Annotated in this window: 14 protein-coding genes and 1 pseudogene; 9 read left to right on the top strand and 6 right to left on the bottom strand. The window is 62.3% G+C overall.

The annotated features are described in order from the left end of the window. Positions 1 to 53: 53 nt before the first annotated feature. The gene (locus L9B60_RS16890) at positions 54 to 1,055 is read right to left on the bottom strand and encodes an NAD-dependent epimerase/dehydratase family protein (protein WP_249671901.1); all 1,002 of its coding nucleotides are present in this window, start codon (positions 1,053 to 1,055) and stop codon (positions 54 to 56) included. Then, positions 1,052 to 1,972, bottom strand: coding sequence for a LysR family transcriptional regulator ArgP (locus tag L9B60_RS16885; protein ID WP_249671900.1), 921 nt, complete (start codon positions 1,970 to 1,972; stop codon positions 1,052 to 1,054). The genes L9B60_RS16890 and L9B60_RS16885 overlap by 4 nt, the downstream gene beginning before the upstream one ends. Before the next feature lie 90 nt (positions 1,973 to 2,062). On the opposite strand from L9B60_RS16885, the gene L9B60_RS16880 reads away from it, so the two are divergent. The 9 genes from L9B60_RS16880 (at position 2,063) to L9B60_RS16840 (ending at position 15,389) form a co-directional block, all read left to right on the top strand. Further along, on the top strand, positions 2,063 to 2,662 hold the full coding sequence (locus tag L9B60_RS16880; protein ID WP_249671899.1) for a LysE/ArgO family amino acid transporter: 600 nt from the start codon (positions 2,063 to 2,065) through the stop codon (positions 2,660 to 2,662). A 190-nt stretch (positions 2,663 to 2,852) separates the two neighbouring features. Further along, positions 2,853 to 3,449, top strand: coding sequence for a superoxide dismutase (locus L9B60_RS16875; RefSeq protein ID WP_249671898.1), 597 nt, complete (start codon positions 2,853 to 2,855; stop codon positions 3,447 to 3,449). Positions 3,450 to 3,744: 295 nt separating this feature from the next. Continuing rightward, positions 3,745 to 5,799 carry a putative bifunctional diguanylate cyclase/phosphodiesterase gene (locus L9B60_RS16870; protein WP_249671897.1) on the top strand — a complete coding sequence of 685 codons (2,055 nt, stop codon included), beginning with the start codon at positions 3,745 to 3,747 and terminating at the stop codon, positions 5,797 to 5,799. A 152-nt stretch (positions 5,800 to 5,951) separates the two neighbouring features. Then, a complete protein-coding gene (locus L9B60_RS16865) occupies positions 5,952 to 7,301 on the top strand; it encodes an imelysin family protein (protein ID WP_249671896.1) in 1,350 nt (449 codons plus the stop codon). A gap of 182 nt (positions 7,302 to 7,483) precedes the next feature. Next, on the top strand, positions 7,484 to 8,911 hold the full coding sequence (locus tag L9B60_RS16860; protein ID WP_249671895.1) for a di-heme oxidoreductase family protein: 1,428 nt from the start codon (positions 7,484 to 7,486) through the stop codon (positions 8,909 to 8,911). Positions 8,912 to 8,926: 15 nt separating this feature from the next. After that, positions 8,927 to 9,991 carry an imelysin family protein gene (locus L9B60_RS16855; protein WP_249671894.1) on the top strand — a complete coding sequence of 355 codons (1,065 nt, stop codon included), beginning with the start codon at positions 8,927 to 8,929 and terminating at the stop codon, positions 9,989 to 9,991. Between the two features lie 2 nt (positions 9,992 to 9,993). Then, the gene (locus L9B60_RS16850) at positions 9,994 to 11,073 is read left to right on the top strand and encodes a DUF1513 domain-containing protein (RefSeq protein ID WP_249671893.1); all 1,080 of its coding nucleotides are present in this window, start codon (positions 9,994 to 9,996) and stop codon (positions 11,071 to 11,073) included. 123 nt (positions 11,074 to 11,196) lie between these two features. Beyond that, complete coding sequence (locus L9B60_RS16845) at positions 11,197 to 12,345, top strand: efflux RND transporter periplasmic adaptor subunit (protein WP_249671892.1); 1,149 nt, start codon at positions 11,197 to 11,199, stop codon at positions 12,343 to 12,345. A gap of 14 nt (positions 12,346 to 12,359) precedes the next feature. Continuing rightward, positions 12,360 to 15,389, top strand: a complete 3,030-nt coding sequence (locus L9B60_RS16840) for a multidrug efflux RND transporter permease subunit (RefSeq protein WP_249671891.1) — start codon at positions 12,360 to 12,362, stop codon at positions 15,387 to 15,389. A 72-nt stretch (positions 15,390 to 15,461) separates the two neighbouring features. Here the strand turns inward: L9B60_RS16840 and L9B60_RS16835 are convergent, their stop codons facing one another. The 4 genes and pseudogenes from L9B60_RS16835 to colR all read right to left on the bottom strand — a co-directional run bounded on the left by L9B60_RS16835 (position 15,462) and on the right by colR (position 18,564). Continuing rightward, the gene (locus L9B60_RS16835) at positions 15,462 to 15,686 is read right to left on the bottom strand and encodes a hypothetical protein (protein ID WP_249671890.1); all 225 of its coding nucleotides are present in this window, start codon (positions 15,684 to 15,686) and stop codon (positions 15,462 to 15,464) included. Continuing rightward, positions 15,686 to 16,402: a lipopolysaccharide kinase InaA family protein gene (locus L9B60_RS16830; RefSeq protein WP_249671889.1), complete on the bottom strand. Its 717-nt coding sequence runs from the start codon at positions 16,400 to 16,402 to the stop codon at positions 15,686 to 15,688. Before L9B60_RS16830 ends, L9B60_RS16835 begins: the two co-directional genes overlap by 1 nt. Before the next feature lie 213 nt (positions 16,403 to 16,615). Next, positions 16,616 to 17,891 (bottom strand): annotated as a pseudogene (locus L9B60_RS16825) (sensor histidine kinase). Continuing rightward, a complete protein-coding gene (gene colR / locus L9B60_RS16820; RefSeq protein WP_249671887.1) occupies positions 17,881 to 18,564 on the bottom strand; it encodes a two-component system response regulator ColR in 684 nt (227 codons plus the stop codon). The pseudogene L9B60_RS16825 and the gene colR overlap by 11 nt, the downstream one beginning before the upstream one ends. Positions 18,565 to 18,770: the final 206 nt, after the last annotated feature.

Raw genomic sequence — 18,770 nt, 5'->3', positions numbered from 1 at the left:
TTATGAATCAGAAATAATGGCCAAATAGAGTGCCCAATCGCGCCTCGGTTCACTCATTGGCGGCCGCGGTGCTCTTGCGCCTTCCACCAGCCGCAGAACTCATCCAATGCCGCCCACAGGCTGACCGTGGGAGCGTAATCCAAATGATGCCTGGCGCGGGCGATGTCCAACGTGAAATCCTTGTTCATGATATGCATCCCCAGGCGCGACAGGGTCGGTTGCGGCCGGCCGGGCCACAGCAAGCAGGCGAACTCGTTCAACGCGGCGGCGCTGTAGCCCAGGCCAAAGGAACGATAACGCGTGACCTGGGGCAGGTGCACCTGGCGCATCACGTAGTTGACCACGTCCCACACCGGCACCGGTGCACCGTTGCTGATGTTGTAGGCTTTGCCCAAGGCGGCCTCGCCCACGTGCAGGGCGCTGACCAGGGCATCGTTGAGGTTCTGGATGCTGGTGAAGTCGACCTTGTTCAAACCGTTGCCGATGATGGCCAGGCGATTTTTGTGCTGCATTTTCAACAGCCTCGGGAAAATGCTCATGTCACCGGCACCGGTGACCATGCGCGGGCGCAGCGCCAGCACTTGCAGGCCGAATTCGGCGGCGCCGAACACTTTTTGCTCGGCCATGAATTTGGTCTTGCTGTAGTGATCGAAAAAGCGCTTGGGCACTTGTTCCTCACGAATCCCCAGGTGCGACCGGCCATCGAAATAAATCGACGGCGAGGACAGGTGCACCAGGCGTCGCACATGCTCCTTGAGGCACGCCTCGACCACGTTTTCGGTGACCTCGACGTTACCCCGATAAAAGTCCTGGTAACGCCCCCATTGGCCCACGGCCCCGGCGCAATGCACCACCGCCTCGACGCCGATGCATAGGCGGCGCGCCAGGTCCGGGTCGGTCAGGTCGCCCTGGACGAACTGCGCGCCGCGCTTGACCAGGTGTTCGACACCTTCGGCGCGGCGCCCGTTGACGCGAACCTCAAGCCCTTGCTCCAGGGCATGGCGCGCAAAGCGCCCGCCGATGAAGCCGCTCGCGCCGGTGACCAGAATTTTCATTGACCGCTCCGCCTTGTTTCCAAAAGTTGCTCTTGCACCAGCCACTGCCGGGCTTGCCCCGCCAGGTGTTCGGTCAATTGTCCCAGCAATTGCCCGCCATTGCGCCAATGATGCCAATACAAAGGCACATCAATCGGATTTTCCGGCAACAGCTCTACCAGGCGCCCTTGGGCCAGTTGCTCGCGCACCTGCAACTCCGGCACCAGGCCCCAGCCCAAACCCGCCTCGGTGAGACGTATGAAACCCTCCGAGGAGGGACATAAATGATGCTGGAAAGCGCCATCCAGGCCCAACGACGACATGTAGCGATGCTGCAACAGGTCGTCCGGGCCAAAGACGATGGCCGGCGTGCGAGCCAGCCGTTCGATCACCTGGCCGTCGGCAAAGTGGCGCTGCATGAATGCCGGGCTTGCCAGCGCCCGGTAGCGCATAGCCCCCAGCAACTCGCTGCGCGCACCGGCCACCGGCCGTTCGGCGGCGCATAGGCAGGCCGCCACGTCACCGGCGCGCATGCGTTTGAGGCCGACGTCCTGATCCTCTACCACCAAATCGAGCAGCAACTGGCGTTGCGCGCAAAACTGGCCCACCGACGACGCCCACCAAGTGGCCAGGCTATCGGCATTCAAGGCAATGCGCAGGCGTTGCGGTACGCCCTCCTCGTCCAGCGCCGGCACCTGGCTTTGCAGGTCGCCCTCCAACAGGCGCACTTGCTGCACATGGTTGAGCAGGCGGCGGCCAATCTCGGTGGGCTCTGGCGGCGTGGCGCGCACCAGCACCGGTTGGCCGACCCGCGCCTCCAGCAACTTGATGCGCTGCGACACCGCCGACTGCGACAGCCCAAGCACCTGGGCAGCCCGTTCGAAACCGGCCTGCTCGACCACGGCCGCCAGGGCCGAGAGCAGTTTGTAATCGAACATCGATTTTCCTAATGAGCGATCAGCAATATTGGTTTTTCTTATACACCGCCACGCCTGACAATCCCAGCATTGCAAGGGAGAAACCTGACTATGTGGCAAAGCTATCTCAACGGCCTGCTGGTGGCCGCCGGGCTGATCATGGCGATCGGCACCCAGAACGCCTTCGTACTTGCGCAAAGCCTGCGCCGCGAACATCACCTGCCGGTGGCCCTGTTATGCGTGCTGTGTGATGCGCTGTTGGTCGCCGCAGGCGTGTTCGGCCTGGCCACCGTGCTGGCGCAGAACCCGACCTTGCTGGCGGTGGCGCGTTGGGGTGGCGTTATATTCCTGCTGTGGTACGGCAGCAAGGCACTGCGCCGCGCCTGCTCGAAACAAAGCCTGCAACAGGGCGATGGCAGCGGCCAACGCTCGCGCCGCGCAGTGCTGCTGAGCGCACTGGCGGTCACCTTGCTCAACCCCCACGTGTACCTGGACACGGTGTTGCTGATCGGTTCCCTCGGCGCCCAGCAAACCGAGCCCGGTGCCTACGTGGCCGGCGCCGCCAGCGCCTCGCTGCTGTGGTTCTTCACCCTGGCCCTGGGCGCCGCCTGGCTGGCCCCTTGGCTGGCGCGGCCGGCCACCTGGCGGCTGTTGGACCTGCTGGTGGCAGTGATGATGTTTGCCGTGGCCGCACAGCTGATTCGCGGCTGACGGCCCGCTCATCCGGGTAGCGCAAAGGCTCTGGAACCTCTTTCCCACACAGTTGTTGCGTGGTTATGGCCCTGCCCCGGTGCTATGATCCAAACCCTGCGCCGCAAAGAGTACAAACTCCCCGGCGTATATCTGGCCGCCCGTGATCGGCCTTGCGCAAACCGCAACAGACCTGATTAGGAGAATTACCATGGCTTTCGAATTGCCGCCGCTGCCCTACGCACACGATGCCCTGCAGCCGCACATCTCCAAGGAAACACTGGAATTTCACCACGACAAGCACCACAACACCTATGTCGTGAACCTGAACAACCTGGTGCCAGGCACCGAGTTCGAAGGCAAGACCCTGGAAGAAATCGTCAAGACTTCCTCGGGTGGCATCTTCAACAACGCCGCTCAGGTCTGGAACCACACCTTCTACTGGAACTGCCTGGCGCCAAACGCCGGCGGCCAACCGACCGGCGCACTGGCTGAAGCCATCAACGCCTCGTTCGGTTCGTTCGACAAGTTCAAGGAAGAGTTCAGCAAGACCTCCATCGGCACCTTCGGCTCCGGCTGGGGCTGGCTGGTGAAAAAGGCCGACGGCTCCCTGGCCCTGGCCAGCACCATCGGCGCCGGCAACCCGCTGACCAGCGGCGACACCCCGCTGCTGACCTGCGACGTCTGGGAACACGCCTACTACATCGACTACCGCAACGTGCGTCCGAAGTATGTAGAAGCGTTCTGGAACCTGGTGAACTGGAAATTCGTGGCTGAGCAATTCGAAGGCAAATCCTTCACTGCCTAAGCTGCAGCGTTTCTGAAGAAACCCGGCCTGGCCGGGTTTTTTTTCGCCTGCCCGATGGCATTTGCCCTCTTGCCCCCGGCGCAGAGCACGCTAAGATCAAGGATTGGGAAAAGTGCGCCACTGCGCTCAAGTTTCAGCGGTCAACGACCGACACAGTAAATGGGCGAAAACCTTCACCGTATTCATCTACACCACCCATACTGGATAAGCTCGATTCTTCCTTTGACTGCCGTTACGGGATTGCCAACAATGGTGGCACACTGACACTGCTCGCTGTGGAACAAGGAATAGCCCTTTGAAGCTGGAACTCAAAAACAGCTTGTCGGTCAAGTTGCTGCGGGTCGTGTTGTTGTCGGCGCTGATTGTGGGTGTCGTGCTCAGTTGCGCGCAAATCGTCTTCGACGTGCACAAAACCCGCCAGGCCATCTCCAGCGACGCCGAGCGTATCCTTGGCATGTTCCGCGACCCATCTACACAGGCGGTGTACAGCCTCGACCGGGAAATGGGCATGCAGGTGATCGAAGGCCTGTTTCAGGACGACGCCGTGCGCATGGCCTCCATCGGCCACCCCAACGAAACCATGCTGGCGGAAAAGTCCCGCGAGCCACTGCAACTGGCCACCCGCTGGCTGACCGACCCGATCCTGGGCGAGGAGCGCAGCTTCACCACGCAACTGGTGGGCCGCGGCCCCTACAGCGAATACTACGGCGACCTGAGCATTACCCTGGACACGGCCACCTATGGGCAGGCGTTCATTACCAGTTCGGTGATCATTTTCGTCTCCGGGGTGCTACGCGCCTTGGCCATGGGCCTGGTGTTGTACCTGGTCTATCACTGGCTGCTGACCAAGCCACTGTCGCAGATCATCAAGCATTTGGCTCAGATCAACCCAGACCGCCCCAGCCAGCACAAGCTGCCGCTGCTCAAGGGCCATGAAACCAACGAGCTGGGCCAGTGGATCAACACCGCCAACCAACTGCTCGAATCCATCGAACGCAACACCCACTTGCGTCATGAAGCCGAAAACAGCTTGCTGCGCATGGCCCAGTACGACTTTCTCACCGGCCTGCCCAACCGTCAGCAACTGCAGCAGCAACTGGACAAGATCCTGGTGGACGCTGGCCGCCTGCAGCGCCGCGTGGCCGTGTTGTGCGTGGGGCTGGACGACTTCAAAGGCATCAACGAACAGTTCAGCTACCAGATCGGCGACCAGTTGCTGCTGGCCCTGGCCGACCGTCTGCGCGCCCACAGCGGCCGGCTCGGCGCACTGGCCCGCCTGGGCGGCGACCAGTTCGCGCTGGTGCAGGCCGACATCGACCAGCCCTACCAGGCGGCGGAACTGGCGCAAAACATCCTCGATGACCTGGAAGCGGCCTTCGATCTGAACCCCCACGAGATTCGCCTGCGCGCCACCATCGGCATCACCCTGTTCCCCGAAGACGGCGACAGCACCGAGAAGCTGCTGCAAAAAGCCGAACAGACCATGACCCTTGCCAAGTCGCGCTCGCGCAATCGCTACCAGTTCTACATCGCCAGCGTCGACAGCGAGATGCGCAAGCGCCGCGAGATGGAAAAAGACCTGCGCGAAGCCTTGGCCCGCGACCAACTGTTCCTGGTGTACCAGCCGCAGATCAGCTACCGCGACCACCGCATCGTCGGCGTCGAAGCGTTGATCCGCTGGCAGCACCCGGAACTCGGCTTGATCCCGCCCGACCAGTTCATCCCCCTGGCCGAGCAGAATGGCAGCATCATCGCCATTGGCGAATGGGTGCTCGACCAGGCCTGCAAGCAACTGCGCGAATGGCTCGACCAAGGCTTCGACCTGCGCATGGCGGCCAACCTGTCCACCGTGCAACTGCACCACGCGGAGCTGCCACGGGTGGTCAACAACCTGCTGCAAATCTACCGCCTGCCGCCGCGCAGCCTGGAGCTGGAAGTTACCGAGACCGGCCTGATGGAAGACATCAGCACCGCCGCCCAGCACCTGCTGAGCCTGCGCCGCTCCGGCGCGCTGATCGCCATCGACGACTTCGGCACCGGTTATTCGTCGCTCAGCTACCTCAAGTCCCTGCCCCTGGACAAGATCAAGATCGACAAGAGCTTCGTGCAGGACCTGATCGATGACGATGACGACGCCACCATCGTGCGGGCGATCATTCAGCTGGGCAAAAGCCTGGGGATGCAGGTGATTGCCGAAGGCGTGGAAACCGCCGAGCAAGAGGCGTACGTGATTTCCGAAGGCTGCCACGAGGGCCAGGGTTACCACTACAGCAAACCGCTGCCAGCGCGAGAGTTGACGGCTTTCCTGAAGCAGGCGCAACGCAACCGTGCCGCCACCCTGCAGGGCTGAGCCATCGCGCCTTGCCCCGTGAAACATCTTGTAACCCCAGATGAAAGGTTTTTCATCTATTCCCTTTACAGAAAATGCAAATCTTTCGCATTATGTCGCTGCTTTGCGTGCACGACGCACGCCTGATCAACCTCTCGACGCAGGATTTCGCCATGATTCGTATGCCTCTGGCCACCGCCAGTCTGCTGGCCATTGCCATCTCTCTCGCTGGTTGCGGCGATGACAAGGACAAGGCGGCCAGTGCCCAGGCGCCGACCCCGGCACCCGCGGCCGCGGCCGCTGCAACCCCCGCCAACCCGAGCACCGGCGTGCTTGACCAGACCGCTGCCAAGGCCGTGGTCGGGCATTACGCCGAGATGGTATTCGCGGTGTACAGCGATGCCGAATCCACTGCCAAAACCCTGCGTACTGCGATCGATACGTTCCTGGCCAACCCGAACGACCAAACCCTGAAAGCCGCCCGCCAGGCCTGGGTTGCCGCGCGCGTGCCGTACCTGCAGAGCGAAGTGTTCCGCTTCGGCAACACCATCATCGACGACTGGGAAGGCCAAGTGAACGCCTGGCCTCTGGACGAAGGCCTGATCGACTACGTCGACAAGAGCTACGAGCCGGCCCTGGGTAACCCGGGCGCCAGCGCCAACATCATCGCCAACACCCAGATCCAGATCGGCGAAGACAAGGTCGACGTAAAAGACATCACCCCCGAGAAGCTCGCCAGCCTCAATGAACTGGGTGGCTCGGAGGCCAACGTCGCCACCGGTTACCATGCCATCGAATTCCTGCTGTGGGGCCAGGACCTCAACGGTACCGGCCCAGGCGCCGGCAACCGCCCAGCATCCGATTACGTCGAAGGCGCCGGTGCCACCGGTGGCCACAACGACCGCCGCCGGGCCTACCTCAAGGCCGTCACCGACCTGCTGGTCAGCGACCTGGAAGAGATGGTCGGCAACTGGAAGCCCAACGTGGCCGACAACTACCGCGCCACCCTGGAAGCGGAGCCCGTGGACAGCGGCCTGCGCAAGATGCTGTTCGGCATGGGCAGCCTGTCGCTGGGCGAACTGGCGGGCGAGCGCATGAAGGTATCGTTGGAGGCCAACTCGCCGGAAGACGAGCAGGACTGCTTCAGCGACAACACCCACAACTCGCACTTCTATGACGCCAAGGGCATCCGCAACGTTTACCTGGGCGAGTACACCCGCGTCGACGGCACCAAGATGACCGGCCCGAGCCTGTCCTCGCTGGTAGCAAAAGCCGACCCGGCCACCGACGAAACCCTGAAGGCTGATCTGGCCGCCACCGAAGCCAAGATCCAGGTCATGGTCGACCATGCCGCCAAAGGCGAGCACTACGACCAACTGATCGCTGCCGGCAACACCGCAGGCAACCAGATCGTGCGTGACGCCATCGCCTCCCTGGTCAAGCAGACCGGTGCGATCGAGCAGGCGGCAGGCAAGCTGGGCATTACCGACCTGAACCCGGACAATGCAGACCACGAGTTCTGATTGATCGGTACTAAAAAACGGCCTTCGGGCCGTTTTTTTTGCCAAGGCGTTTGCCCCTCCACAAACACACCGCGCCCCACCCAACTGCAACCAAATGTGACAAACGATAATTCCTCTTATTCAAACCCCCCTCCCCCTGATAAGCTTGCACGCCCGTTTTCACTTGCCTGTCGGGAACTTCGATGCTCTTGTCGCCTGTCCGTTACACAGCCCTGTTGCTGGCCGCGTGCCTGGCAGGCTGCGACGAGGCTCCGCGCTTTACCAAGGCCGAACCCGGCGAAGCGCAAAGTGCCGGCAGCGCGACGGTCAAGCGCAGTGACCAGAACGCCTTTGCCTTGCCCTCGGCCAACCTGTCGGCCGAGCGCCGGCTGGACTTCAGCGTGGGCAACAGCTTTTTCCGCAGCCCCTGGGTGATTGCACCGTCCACCACCACCGCGCGTGACGGCCTGGGCCCGCTGTTCAATACCAATGCGTGCCAGAACTGCCACGTAAAAGATGGCCGAGGTCATCCGCCTGAAGCCGATGCAAACAATGCGGTATCGATGCTGGTGCGCCTGTCCCTGCCCGATGCGCCGGCCTATGCCCGGGAAATCGAGCGGCTGGGCGTGGTACCGGAGCCTGTGTATGGCACGCAGTTGCAAGACATGGCCGTCCCCGGCGTAGCGCCCGAAGGCAAGGTGCGCGTCGACTACACCCCTGTGCCGGTAACGTTCGACGACGGCACCGTGGTGCAACTGCGCCAACCGCACTTGCAGATCACCCAGCTCGGCTACGGGCCGATGCACCCGGACACGCGGTTTTCCGCCCGTGTCGCGCCGCCCATGATCGGCCTGGGCCTGCTGGAAGCCATTGCCGAGGCAGACCTGCTGACCAACGCCGCGCAACAGGCCAAACAGTTCCCAGGTATCCAGGGCCGGCCCAACTACGTATGGGACGACGCCCAAGGCAAAACAGTGCTGGGCCGCTTTGGCTGGAAAGCCGGGCAACCGAACCTCAACCAGCAGAACGTGCATGCCTTCTCCGGTGACATGGGCCTGACCACAAGCCTGCTTGACCATGACGAGTGCACCGCCGCCCAGACCGCGTGCCTGGCGGCCCCCAACGGCAATGGCCCGAACGGTGAGCCTGAAGTCAGTGATAACATCCTGCGCCTGGTGACCTTCTACACCCGCAACCTGGGCGTGCCGGCCCGCCGTGACGTGAACGCAGCGCAAGTACTGGCCGGCAAGAACCTGTTCTACCAGGCCGGTTGCCAGGCGTGCCACACGCCGCAGTTCACCACCGCCGTCAATAGCACGGAGCCGGAACTGGCCAACCAGCTGATTCGCCCCTACAGCGACCTGTTGTTGCATGACATGGGCCCGGGGCTTGCGGATAATCGCAGCGAATTCAAGGCCGGTGGCCAGGACTGGCGCACCACGCCGCTGTGGGGGATCGGCCTGTCCGAAACCGTCAGCGGCCACAGCCAGTTCCTGCACGACGGCCGTGCCCGCAACCTGCTCGAAGCCGTGCTCTGGCACGGCGGCGAAGCCCAGGCGGCACAACGACAGGTACTAAGTTTTAACGCCGAGCAGCGCAATGCGTTGCTGGCCTTTTTGAATTCTTTATAGACCGGGGAGCCCTCCATGTTCCGTCCCAAGTTGCTGTTCACCAGCCTCGCTGCACTCGCCCTGGGCGCCTGCTCGCCGCAAGACCCGCAGGCGGTGACCAGCGCGGCCATCGCCAAGCAAGTCATCCTGCCGACCTACAGCCGCTGGGTTGAAGCCGATCGCCAGTTGGCGGTCAGCGCCCTGGCCTACTGCCAGGGCAAAGAAGACCTGGACACCGCCCGCGCCGACTTCCTGCACGCGCAACGCGCCTGGGCCGAACTGCAACCGCTGCTGATCGGCCCGCTGGCCGAGGGCAACCGTGCCTGGCAGGTGCAGTTCTGGCCTGACAAAAAGAACCTGGTCGGCCGCCAGGTCGAGCAACTGATCAGTGCCGATACCCCGGTAGACGCCGCCTCCCTGGCCAAGTCCAGCGTCGTGGTGCAAGGCCTGTCGGCCTACGAGTACATCCTGTTCGATCAGCGCGTGGGCCTGGCCGACGACACCCAGAAAGCCCGTTACTGCCCGCTGTTGACCGCCATTGGCGAACGGCAAAAAACCCTGGCCGAGGAGATCCTCAAGGCCTGGAACACCCAGGACGGCATGCTCGCGCAGATGACCAAGTTCCCCAACCAGCGTTACGCCGATTCCCACGAGGCCATTGCCGACCTGCTGCGTGCACAGGTCACCGCCCTGGACACCTTGAAGAAAAAGCTCGGCACGCCCATGGGTCGCCAGAGCAAGGGCATCGCCCAGCCGCTGCAGGCCGAAGCCTGGCGCAGCGAAGGTTCGCTCAAAAGCCTGGAGGCCAGCCTGACCGCTGCCGAAGCGGTCTGGGATGGCGTCGACAACAAGGGCCTGCGCGGCCTGTTGCCCAGCAGTCAGAAGCCCTTGGCCGACAAGATCGATGCCGCCTACGCCGCCTCGCTCAAACTGTTCGCCGCCAACCAGCGCACCCTCACCGACCTGTTGAGCGATGACGCCGGGCGCAAACAACTGGACGCCCTGTACGACAGCCTGAACGTGGTGCACCGCCTGCACGAGGGTGAACTGGCCAAGGCGCTGGGCATTCAACTGGGCTTCAACGCCAACGACGGTGACTGATCATGAGCTGGGCTGAGCGACTTCTAGGCGCACTGCACGTTTCCAACTGGACCCTGTTCAAGGCCCGAGGCCGCAGCCCGTTGCTGCTTTCGGCCCGCGACGATGCCGAGGGCCGGCACTACGCCGTCGGCTACCGGCTAGACGGCACGCAGGTATTCGCCACCGAGGTCGGCCAGCGCTGCCACGCCATCATCCACCACCCAACGCAAGCCATCGCCCTGTTCGTGGCGCGCCGGCCCGGCACCGAAAGCTACCTGCTGGACCTGCGCGACGGCCGCTTGCTGCAAACCATCGCCTCGCGCCCTAACCGGCACTTCTACGGCCACGCGGTCATTCATCACAGCGGTGAATGGCTGTACGCCACCGAGAATGACACCCGCGACCCCGGCCGCGGCCTGCTCGGGGTTTACCGCTTCGAGGGCGAGCAGCTCACCTGGACCGATGAGCTACCCACCCACGGCATCGGCCCCCACGAATTGGCCTGGTTGCCCGACGGCGAAACCCTGGTGGTGGCCAACGGCGGGATTCGTACCGAAGCCGAAAGCCGCGTGGAGATGAACCTCAACGCCATGGAGCCGAGCCTGGTGCTGATGCAGCGCGACGGTCGCCTGCTGAGCAAGGAAACCCTCGCCCAGCAGATGAACAGCGTGCGCCACCTGGCGATCGCCGACGACGGCACCGTGCTGGCCTGCCAGCAATTCATGGGGCCGAGCGATGAAACCGCCGAGTTGCTGGCGATCAAGCGGCCGGGGCAGGCGTTCGAACCCTTTGCGCTGGCCGAACAGCAGTTGCAGTCCATGGCCCACTACACTGCCAGCGTTGCCGTGCACAGCGAACTGCGCCTGGTGGCCCTGACGGCACCGCGGGCCAACCGCTTCTTCATCTGGGACATGGACAGCGGTGCCGTGCGCCTGGATGCGTCGATGCCCGATTGTGCCGGCGTGGGTGCGGTGGCCGACGGCTTCGTGGTGACCTCAGGGCAAGGCCGCTGCCGCTACTATGATTGCCGTAAGCCAGCGTTGGCCAGCCAGCCGCTGAACCTGCCCTCGGGCTTGTGGGACAACCATTTGTATCTGATTTGATGCCGCTTAATGGCACTTTAAAAACAACCGGGTAATATCCAGCAACACAGCACATTGGCATCGTTTTCGCTGCAGGAATAATGTGCTGACCTGCTTTTCATCTCACTTCCAAGGAACCGGAATATGCTGCGCCGCCGCATGCTGATCATGTTGGGTGTTGTCCTGTTGGTCGTGCTCGCCCTGGGGGGCTACAAGGCGTATTCCGTCTACCAGCAAATCCAGATGTTTTCCGCCCCCAAGCCTGCCGTCAACGTGGCGGTGGCGCCGGCGCGTGAACTCAGCTGGCAAAACCGCATCCCGGCGGTGGGCAGCCTGAAAGCGCTGCAAGGGATCAACCTGAGCCTGGAAGTGGCCGGCACGGTCAAGACGCTGCAGTTTGAATCCGGGCAGAAGGTCAAGGCCGGCCAGGTCTTGCTGCAACTGGACAGCGACGTCGAGACCGCGCTTCTGGGCACCGCCCAGGCCGACCTGGGCCTGGCCCAGGTCGACTTCGGTCGCGGCTCGCAACTGATCGGCAGCCAGGCCATTTCCAAGGGCGAATACGATCGCTTGAACGCCGTGTTCCTGAAAAACAAGGCCGTGGTCGCGCAACTCAAGGCCTCCCTGGCGAAGAAAACCATCGTCGCGCCGTTCAACGGCACCATCGGCATCCGCAAGGTCGACGTCGGCGACTACCTGGCCAGCGGCACGGTCATCGCCACTCTGCAAGACCTCAGCGGCCTGTACGTCGACTTCTTCCTGGCCGAGCAAGCCATCCCGCGCATCGCGCTGGGCCAGGCGGTGCAGGTCAGCGTGGCGGCGTATCCGGGCGAAACCTTCCAGGGTCGCGTCAGCGCGATCAACCCCAAGGTCGAGGACACCACGCGCAATGTGCAGGTGCGCGCCACCCTGGCCAACCCGGACAACAAACTGCTGCCCGGCATGTTCACTAACCTGCAAGTGCTGCTGCCCAACCCCAAGGTCGAGGTGGTGGTACCCGAAAGCGCGATTACCTACACCCTGTACGGCAATTCGCTGTACGTGGCCAGCGAGCAAAAAGCCAAGGATGGCAGCGTCGAGAAGGACGCCCAGGGCCAGCCCAAGTTGATTGCCGAGCGCCGCTTCATTGAAACCGGCGAGCGCCGCGATGGCGTGGTGGTGATCAGCAAGGGCCTGAAGGCCGACGAACAGGTGGTCACTGCCGGGCAACTGAAACTCACCAACGGCGCCCACATCGCCATCAGCCCTGACAAAACCCAGGACGAACAGCCCAGCCCGCCGCACGCCGACTGATCAAGGAAACGAACATGGCTTTTACTGACCCGTTCATCCGCCGACCGGTGCTCGCCTGCGTGATCAGCCTGCTGATCGTGTTGCTGGGGTTCCAGGCGTACAGCAAGCTGACCATCCGCCAATACCCGCAGATGGAAAACGCCCTGATCACGGTGACCACGGCTTACCCCGGGGCCAACGCCGAAACCATCCAGGGCTACATCACCCAACCTTTGCAGCAAAGCCTGGCCAGCGCCGAAGGCATCGACTACATGACCTCGGTCAGCCGGCAGAACTTCTCGGTGATCTCGATCTACGCGCGTATCGGCGCCGACAGCGACCGGCTGTTCACCGAGCTGTTGGCCAAGGCCAACGAGGTCAAGAACCAGCTGCCCCAGGACGCCGAAGACCCGGTGCTCAGCAAGGAGGCCGCCGACGCCTCGGCACTGATGTACATCAGCTTCTACAGCCAGCAATTGAACAACCCGCAGATCACCGACTACCTGTCGCGGGTGATCCAGCCCAAGCTGGCCACCCTGCCGGGCATGGCACAGGCCGAGATCCTCGGCAACCAGGTGTTCGCCATGCGCCTCTGGCTGGACCCGGTCAAGCTGGCCGGCTACGGCCTGAGCGCCAACGACGTGAGCGACGCGGTGCGCCGCTACAACTTCCTCTCGGCGGCAGGCGAGGTAAAGGGCGAATACATCGTCACCAGCATCAACGCCACCACGGAGCTGAAGTCCGCCGAAGGCTTTGCCGCCATACCGCTCAAGACCGATGGCGACAGCCGCGTGCTGCTGGGCGATGTGGCACGGGTGGAGATGGGTGCGGAAAACTACGACACCATCAGCTCCTTCAACGGCACGCCGTCGGTGTATATCGGCATCAAGGGCACGCCTGGTGCCAACCCGCTGGACGTGATCAAGGAAGTACGCAAGGTCATGCCCGAGCTTGAGGAGCAGCTACCGCCCAACCTCAAGGCGTCCATCGCCTACGACGCAACGCTATTCATCCAGGCGTCGATCAACGAGGTGGTCAAGACGCTGTTCGAAGCGGTACTGATCGTGATCGTGGTGGTGTTCCTGTTCCTCGGTGCGCTGCGCTCGGTACTGATCCCGGTGATCACCATCCCGCTGTCGATGATCGGCGTGCTGTTTTTCATGCAACTGATGGGCTACTCGATCAACCTGCTGACGTTGCTGGCGATGGTGTTGGCCATCGGCCTGGTGGTGGACGATGCCATCGTGGTGGTGGAAAACATCCACCGTCACATCGAAGAGGGCAAGACGCCGTTCGACGCAGCCATCGAGGGCGCGCGGGAGATCGCCATGCCAGTGATCTCGATGACCGTCACCCTGGCGGCCGTTTACGCGCCTATCGGCTTCCTGGAAGGCCTCACGGGGGCGTTGTTCAAGGAGTTCGCCCTGACGCTGGCAGGAGCGGTGATCATTTCCGGCATCGTCGCCCTGACCCTGTCGCCGATGATGTGCGCGGTGCTCTTGCGCCACGAGCAAAACCCTTCGGGCCTGGCCCACCGCCTGGACCTGATCTTCGATCGACTGAAGCGCCGCTATCAGAAAATCCTCCACGGCACGCTCAACACTCGGCCGGTGGTGGTGGTGTTCGCCTTGATCGTGCTGTGCCTGATTCCGGTGCTGCTCAAGTTCACCAAGTCGGAGCTGGCGCCCGATGAGGACCAGGGCATCATTTTCATGATGGCCACGGCGCCGCAGCCCACCAACCTCAACTACATGAACGCCTACACCGACGAGTTCCAGAACATCTTCAAGGAGTTCCCGGAGTACTACTCCTCGTTCCAGATCAACGGTTTCAACGGTGTGCAAACCGGTATCGGCGGCTTCCTGCTCAAGCCTTGGGACGAGCGTGGCAAAACCCAGATGCAGTTGTTGCCCCAGGTGCAGGCCAAGCTTTCGCAAATCAGCGGCCTGCAAATCTTCGGCTTCAACCTGCCGTCCTTGCCGGGCACCGGTGAAGGACTGCCGTTCGCCTTCGTGATCAACACCGCCAACGACTATGAGTCGCTGCTGGACGTGGCCCAGCGCATCAAGGCCCGCGCCGAGGCCAGCGGCAAGTTCGCCTTCCTGGACATTGACCTGGCGTTCGACAAGCCCGAGGTGGTGGTCGACATCGACCGCGCCAAGGCGGCGCAAATGGGTGTGTCGATGCAAGAGCTGGGGGGCACCCTGGCGACCCTGCTGGGTGAGTCGGAGATCAACCGCTTCACCATCGACGGGCGCAGCTACAAGGTCATTGCCCAGGTAGAGCGGGCCTACCGCGACAACCCCGAATGGCTGAACCAGTACTACGTGCGCAACAACCAGAACGAGCTTTTGCCATTGTCCACCTTGATCACCGTGACCGACCGCGCCAGGCCGCGCCAACTCAACCAGTTCCAGCAACTGAACTCGGCGATCATCCAGGGCTTTCCCATCGTCAGCATTGGCGAAGCAGTGGAAACCGTGCGCCAGATTGCCGCTCAGGAGGCACCGGCAGGCTTCGGCTTCGACTACGCCAGCAGCGCCCGTCAGTACGTGCAGGAAGGCAATGCGCTGTGGGTAACGTTCGGCCTGGCGCTGGCGATCATCTTCCTGGTACTGGCCGCGCAGTTCGAAAGCTTCCGCGACCCATTGGTGATCCTGGTCACGGTGCCATTGTCGATTTGCGGCGCGCTGATCCCGCTGTTCCTAGGGCTGTCGAGCATGAACATCTACACCCAGGTGGGGCTGGTGACGCTGATCGGGCTTATCAGCAAGCACGGCATTCTGATCGTCGAGTTCGCCAACCAACTGCGCCGCGACAAGGGCCTGAATGCCCGCGAGGCAGTGGAGCAAGCGGCGGCGATCCGCTTGCGGCCGGTGCTGATGACCACGGCGGCGATGGTGTTCGGCATGGTGCCGTTGATTTTCGCCACGGGCGCGGGGGCCGTGAGCCGGTTTGATATCGGCACGGTGATCGCGACGGGGATGTCGGTAGGTACGCTGTTTACCCTGTTTGTGCTGCCCTGCGTTTATACCTTGCTGGCCAAGCCTGACAAGGTGGCTTGAACGCACCTGCGCCACCATGCAAAAGGCCCCGTCTGGTAAACGGGGCCTTTCACGTTATTGCAGGGAGGGGTTTCAACCGTTTGACCTCACACCTTGTGCCATGCCGAACATGAACAGCAACAGATCATGATCGGGTTTGACCGCTACCTGGGCTTTGGGCATGCGCGGCAGGGGGCAATTAGCCCCATTCGCCGCACTGAGCACACCCGGCCGAGGTTGCTCCCACGCCGCCATGGCGATCGTGGCGACCCCCAGGGCAGCGATCAAAAACAAACCTCGTGCGATTTCTCGTTTCATTACTCTAAACCTTTGACAACGCTGCCAAACGCCGTTTTATAAAAGTAGAGTAGTTTCTTCCAATCCGCTTCACTGAACGACGAGTGGCGGCGCAACTGCTTCATGTCGTGTTGAGCCGCTTGCTGCGCGGTCATGCGCCGGCGGCACTTCTCCAGGTCCAGCAAAGCGATCTCACCGCGAGCATTGGCGCCCTCGCCGGTGACCCGCAAGAATACGTGCTTGATATAGATGCAGCTGTGCTGCCAGCGCCCGCGATGCATGCGCGCCAGGTTCTCGGCCAGATCCTTGAGCACCTGCTCGTAAAACGCCTCACCGTGGCGTGCTCGACCACCGGCCAATTCCCACTTTTCGATCTCTTCGAAACCGTCCAGCGACTTGGTCACCAGCAGTGCCCGCCACTTGTATTGCGGGTCGGGTTGCGCGCCGCAGAAGATCATCTCCGGTACGCGCACGTTCAGCGCCTTTAGCCCCGTCAGGGCGTCACGCTCACGCAACACGGTCGGCCGGCCGAACGGGTGCAACCAGCTGCGATAGATGTGACCGGTCTGGCGCTTGACGTAGACCAACTGCCCGTTAGCTTCATGAACTCGTTGCACGCCACTTTCGCCGCCACGACGGACATTGGGCTCTTCCACCCATTCGCCGCGCGTGCGCCAAAAGTAATCGAAACGTGATTCGGTGTTACCAGCAGAACCGGTCGTGATCTCGACAGCCATCCGGCGCGACTCCTTGAATAGATTTGGGAACTGAATGCGATAACTCCCAGCGCCGCTACCTTAGTAGGGCATTAGTCATCGCCAAGTCATACGAATGTGAAAATTATGTAAGAAATTTCTTCATGTGTTTCAGGTTTTTACAGAATAGCGGCAATAGCAAAGGGCCAGTCACGCCTACTATGAGGTAACCGGCCTGCTACGCGGGGAAAGGGATCAGATACGTTCCAGTTGCACCTGGAAGCAGCAACCATGGGGCTCCATGGACGTGAGGTCGACTTGCCAGCCCTGGTCGTCGCAAATCCGCTGAACCAACGACAAGCCCAAGCCCAGGCCCTCGCCGCGTTTTTCGTTGACCCGCACGAATGGCTGAAACACCGCCATGCGCTTCTCTTCAGGGATGCCCACGCCGCTGTCCTCGACCCTGAAACCGCCGCGCTCCAGGGTCAGGCGGATAAAGCCGCTGTCGGTGTAGTGCAAGGCATTGCGCAACAGGTTGCCCATCACCGCCATCAGGAAGGTGGCGTTGAAGCGCGTGTCGGTTTCCGGGCCCTTGTGCACGGATAGCACCAGGCCCTTCTGTTCGATCGGATCGCGCCACAGGCCCACCAGGCTGTCGGCCACTTGGCTCAAGGTCAGTTGCGCGGTCATTTCCGAGTCGTTGCGCTGGGCTCGGGCGAGCATCAGGAAGGTCTGCACCAGTTCGCGCATCTCTTCACAAGCGCGGGCGATACGCTCGACCTGGGCATGGGCCCGGGCATCCAGGTTAGGGTTATCCAGCAGCAGCTCGCACGAAGTCGCCAGCACCATCAAGGGTGTGCGCAACTCGTGGCTGACATCGCTGGTAAACAGACGCTCGCGGGTCAAGGCATCACGCAGTCGCCCCAGCGTGGCATCGAAGGCCACGGCCAACTCACCCACTTCATCGGCCGCATAGTCTGGCGCCAACGGCGGCGCCAGCCCCAGCAACTGGTCGCGATGACGCACCTGGCGAGCCAGCCGTACTACCGGCGCCATCACCCTGCGCGCCAAGACCCAGCCCAAAAACACCGCCAGCGCCAGGCTGAGCACGAACCCCACCAGCACCACGGCGAACAGCACGCGCTCGCGCTCTTCGAAATCGCTTTGGTCCTGCAGCAGCACATAGCGCCGGCCATCGACGATTTCGACCATGGCGTGGTACGACAGATCGCCGCGAAACACCTCGTGAAAACCTGGGTCCAGGTGGCGCAGGTCTTTGGGCAAGGCGTAGTCGCCGCGGCCATTGGAGTAGTAGAACAACTGGTCGGGCTCGGGCCGGTGGCTCCAGTCCTCGACGCTGTCCATCAACAGCAGGCGCTGCAAGTCACCGCTCAAGGCCTGCGGAAATCAGCTTCTCTTCGACCAGGTGAACCGTGGCGACAATCCCGATGGCAAAGGCCCCGGCCACCAGGGCACTCATCAATGCAAACGCGATGATGATGCGTTGAGCAAGGCTTTGCTTAAACTCCATCTCGGCCCTCGGCGAGGCGATAGCCGACACCGTGTACAGTCTGCAACAAGGGCTTGTCGAACGGCTTGTCGATCACTTGGCGCAATTGGTGAACATGGCTGCGCAAGCTGTCGCTGTCGGGGCAGTCATCGCCCCACAAGGCCTCTTCCAGCACTTCGCGACGCAGCACGTGAGGGCTTTTCTGCATCAGCACGGCCAGCAACTTGAGGCCCACGGGGTTGAGTTTGAGCAGCTTGCCATCGCGGGTCACTTCCAGCGTATCCAGGTCATAACTCAGGTCGCCCACCTGCAACGCGCGGCGGCCACCGCCCTGGGCACGGCGCAACACCGCCTCGATACGCGCGGTCAGTTCCGACAATGCGAAGGGCTTGACCAGGTAATCGTCCGCACCGGAGCGAAAGCCCTGCAGGCGGTCATCCAACTGGTCACGCGCGGTCAGCATGATGACCGGCGTCTCGCGGCGAGCGTCTTCGCGCAGGCGTTTGCACAAGGTGTAGCCATCGATACCCGGCAGCATGATGTCGAGCACGATCAGGTCATAGTGCTCGGTAGCCGCCAGGTGCAAGCCCGACAGGCCATCCTGGGCGCAATCGACGGTGTAGCCTTTCAGGCCCAGGTAATCGGCCAGGTTGGCCAGGATGTCGCGGTTGTCTTCAACCACTAGAATTCGCATGGGCACGTTCTCCGTCCACAAGTGTTGGCCCGTTGGGCTGGCGCAGCTTAAGCCCTGCGTGGGCCAAGGGCTAGGATAGTGTGCCACAGGGGTTGTTGGATTTTTGTCATGATGGACTACACAACACTCCCACTGCTTCTGATCTGCTCGGCTCTGGCTCTGGCTTTTGATCTGCTTTTGTTTTGATCTACCGCCCCTTTCCAGCC

Origin of the sequence: Pseudomonas abieticivorans (assembly GCF_023509015.1) — a bacterium.
In the GTDB taxonomy this organism is placed as follows: domain Bacteria; phylum Pseudomonadota; class Gammaproteobacteria; order Pseudomonadales; family Pseudomonadaceae; genus Aquipseudomonas; species Aquipseudomonas abieticivorans.
Note: the sequence above shows the minus strand (reverse complement) of the source record. Positions and strands in the feature narration are given on the sequence as shown.